The organism is Candidatus Synechococcus spongiarum (assembly GCF_900047545.1).
GTDB classification, from domain to species: domain Bacteria; phylum Cyanobacteriota; class Cyanobacteriia; order PCC-6307; family Cyanobiaceae; genus Synechococcus_B; species Synechococcus_B spongiarum_C.
Genome location: NZ_FITM01000057.1, coordinates 1 through 3,908, shown reverse-complemented (window position 1 = coordinate 3,908; position 3,908 = coordinate 1). Strand labels below are relative to the sequence as shown.

2 protein-coding genes are annotated in these 3,908 nt (G+C 62.1%); both read right to left on the bottom strand.

All coding sequences use genetic code 11. The features are described from left to right. Positions 1-656, bottom strand: a 656-nt coding sequence (gene hisB / locus FLM9_RS02180; RefSeq protein ID WP_074457046.1) for an imidazoleglycerol-phosphate dehydratase HisB, incomplete at its 3' end; no start/stop codon positions are given. A 35-nt stretch (positions 657-691) separates the two neighbouring features. Next, complete coding sequence (gene ileS / locus FLM9_RS02175) at positions 692-3,568, bottom strand: isoleucine--tRNA ligase (protein WP_257242963.1); 2,877 nt, start codon at positions 3,566-3,568, stop codon at positions 692-694. Between the last annotated feature and the right edge of the window lie 340 nt (positions 3,569-3,908).

Here is a 3,908-nt window from a genome sequence, read left to right as displayed (position 1 = left end):
CAACCACTCCCCGCCTGCTCCAGCACGCCTTTGGAGCTGGGCACCTGGCCGGAGCGGCGTGGGTCCACCTCCGTTGCCATGCGCAACGCGCGGGCAAAGGCTTTGAAGCAGGCCTCCACAACGTGATGGTCGTTGCGGCCGTGGAGTTGGCGGATGTGCAGGGTCAGACCACTGTTATTGACTACGGCTACGAAAAACTCCCGCACAAGCTGGGTATCGTAGCGGCCAATGCGCTCGGAACGTAGTTGCAGGTCAAATTCCAGATGGGGCCGACCGGAGCAGTCCAGCGCCACCTGCACCAGGGCCTCATCCAACGGCGCCAGGAAGTGGCCAAAACGGTAAATCCCGCGGTGATCCCCCAACGCCTGGCCCAACGCCTGCCCCAGGCTGATGCCCACGTCTTCGTTGGTGTGGTGGTCGTCAATCTCGGTGTCCCCCCGGGCCTGCACCTGAAGATCAAAGAGACCATGGCTCACCAGTTGCATGAGCATATGGTCGAGAAAGGGGATGGTGGTCTCCACTTGGCCACAACCGGTTCCGTCCAGGTTCAGGCACAGCCGCACCCGGGTTTCTCGGGTCACCCGCTCCACGGAGCCGGTGCGCCCTGCAGGGTCTGCGTTGATGGTGCTCGGCACGGACTCGGGAATGGCTGCCATGGAAGGAGGGGATCCGACACAACGAGTCTGGAGGATCAGACGGCCATTGCGGAACGTCGGAGAACGGCTGCGCAGCGATCACAGATGCGGGAATCGTCCTCCAGTGTTTCTCCTTGGTCTGTGGTATAATGCCAGCAACGGGAACACTTCCAACCCTCCGCCTTGGCCACCTGGACGTGGAGGCCATCCTCCCGGGATTCCGCCAGGGGCTGGGGCAACGGATCACCGCCAAGGCGCAGTTGGGAGACCAGGAGCCAGTCCTTTACTAGGTCCTCCACGTTGGCGTCGTGGTCCTGGAGCCAGGCCATGGCCCCTTGCAGGGCCGAATCCTGAATATCCAGGCGCACCTGTGCCTCCAGGGAGGCGCCCACGCTGCCAGCGGCCTGGCTGGCCTGAAGCTGACGGTTGACACCGGTGCGCAGACGACGCAACTGCCTCACCACCACCGCCAGCCGGTCATGGCGCCATTGGGCAGGAGCCTGGGGCCAACCCCGCTCAAATACAGAGGTTTCCCGGACGGAATAGGGGAGATTCTGCCAGATGTCCTCAGCCATGTGGCAGAGCACCGGGGCCATCATGCCCGCCAACTGCTCCACCACCACGGCCAGCACCGTTTGGCACTGACGGCGGGACTCATCGTTGGGAGCGCTGATATACAATCTATCCTTGACAATATCCAGATAAAAATTGGAAAGATCAACCACACAAAAGTTTTGAAGGATCTGGAAGAAGCGGTAAAACTCATACTCTTCAAATGCTTTGGTTGCCTCCTGGAGGACCTCTCCCGTGCGGTGCAGAAGCCAGCGATCCAGCCAGGCCAGCTTTTCCAAGGGAACGCCGTCACGCTCGGGTTGGAAGTCATGAACATTGCCCAGCATGTAACGGCAGGTGTTGCGCACTTTGCGATACACGTCCGCCAGTTGCCGCAGGATGACGGCGCCAATGGGCACGTCGGAGGAGTAGTCCACGGAACTCACCCAGAGCCGCAATACGTCAGCCCCGTAGGCCGGTTCGGTTTTCTTGTTTCTGCCACCGGTAATAACAACTGTGGGGTCAACAACATTGCCGAGGGATTTGCTCATCTTGCGGCCCTGTTCATCCAGGGTGAAGCCATGGGTGAGCACACAACGGTAGGGGGCATGGCCATGGACGGCAACGGAAGTGAGCAGGGATGACTGAAACCAGCCCCGGTGCTGATCCGAGCCCTCCAGGTACAGATGGGCCGGATAGGTGAGTTCCTCGCGGCCAGCCGCCACCGCCGCCCAGCTTGAGCCGGAATCAAACCACACGTCCATGGTGTCGGTGCCTTTGCGCCAGCGCTCTGCCTCCGGGGCGTAGGCGGGTGGCAGGAGTTCCGCTTCGTCCATGGTCCACCAAACGTCGCTGCCGTGGGTGGCAAACAGCTTCTGCACGTGGGTAAGGGTGTCTTCGTTGAGCAGCACCTCGTCTCCGTTGCGGGCATAGAACACGGGGATGGGCACCCCCCAGACCCGTTGCCGGGAAATGCACCAGTCCCCCCGCTCCTGCACCATGGCCTCGATGCGGTTCCGGCCGGAGACGGGAAGCCACGTGACCTGGCCAATAGCTGCCAGGGCCGCGTCCCGGAAGCCGTCCAGTGAGGCAAACCATTGTTCCGTGGCGCGGAAGATGGTGGGTTTTTTCGTGCGCCAGTCGTAGGGATAGCGGTGGGTATAGGGCATGGAGGCCAGCAGAGCGCCCCGGTCCTTGAGGGCGGCAATGATGGCGGGGTTGGCGTCCTCCAGCACGTTGAGACCGGCGAAGGGGCCAGCCTCGGCGGTGAAGGTCCCCGCGCCGTCCACAGGGCAGAGGGTGGGCAGGTTGTAGCGCCGGGCAACGGCAAAGTCTTCCGCCCCATGCCCTGGGGCAATGTGTACCAAACCGGTGCCGGAGTCGGCAGTAACCATGTCCCCCCCCAACACCACCCGGCCCTGACGCTCCAACAGGGGGTGTATATAGCCAATCCCCTCCAAGGCAGTCCCCGGCAGGGTCCGGAGAACCTGCAGGGGTTGCTCCAGCACTTGGCTCAAGGCTTCCCGCCGCCCACAGGCCACCACCAGCCGCCGCCCAGCCGCTGTGGTTACAACGGCATAGTCCATGCGAGGGTTCACCGCCACCGCCACGTTGGCTGGCAAGGTCCAGGGGGTTGTGGTCCAGATGGCCAGATGGAGCCCTTGCCTCTGGGGGGCAGCAGCCCCATCATCCAGGAGCGGGGCCAGGGCTTCGGGCACGGTCTGCACGGGGAAGGCCCCGTAGACGCTGGAGCTGGTGTGACCCTCGGGATACTCCAGCTCCGCCTCCGCCAGGGCCGTACGGGAGCTGGGACTCCAATGCACCGGTTTCAGGCCACGGTAGATGTGGCCAGCCAACACCATGCGGCCAAACACCTCAATCTGCGCGGCTTCATACTCTTTCTGAAGGGTGAGATAGGGATTGTCCCAGTCCCCCCAGATGCCCCAGCGGCGAAAGCCCTGCCGCTGCCCCTCCATTTGTTTGCGGGCATAGGCCGCGGCTTTTTTGCGCAGCTTGACGGGGGTAAGCCGTTGCCGCTGCTCTGGTGTCAGCCCTTGCAAAACCTTCAGTTCAATGGGCAGACCATGGCAATCCCAGCCCGGCACAAAGCGCACCTTGCACCCTTGTAGCAGCTTGTATTTATTGATGATGTCCTTGAGCACCTTGTTGAGGGCATGGCCCATGTGCAGGGCGCCGTTGGCGTAGGGTGGGCCGTCGTGGAGCACGAAGGGCTTGCCGGTGTTGCTCCGGCTCAATCGCTCATACACCTTGTGCTCAGCCCAGAACTGCTGAAGCTGGGGTTCCCGCTCCACGGCGTTGGCCCGCATCCCAAAACCGGTCTTCGGCAAGTTAATGGTGCTCCGGCTGCTGTCACTCTTCACGGTGAGGGGCGGGTTCAGATCTTGGCAATCTTCCTGCCTCCTGTGCCCTTATGGCAAGTTGACTTCCTCGCCGCCCTTTCAGGGCGGGGATTCCTTCCTCTCAAGCGGCACAAGGTTGGCCCCCTTGATTCAGGTGGGTTCCTGCTTCACTGCCGGTTATGTCTCGAAGACGGTGGAAATTACCAGAGGGTGATTTTCCGAGGGAGGTGATTGTTGCCGAATCAGTCAGCCAAGTCAAGATTCAAGGGTTGGACGGGGTGGACCAAGTGTGCCCAACCATCCATGTTGCCCATCTGGAGCTGTGTGGGTGGCAGTGCCCAGAAGAGCATGGGCACGGTCT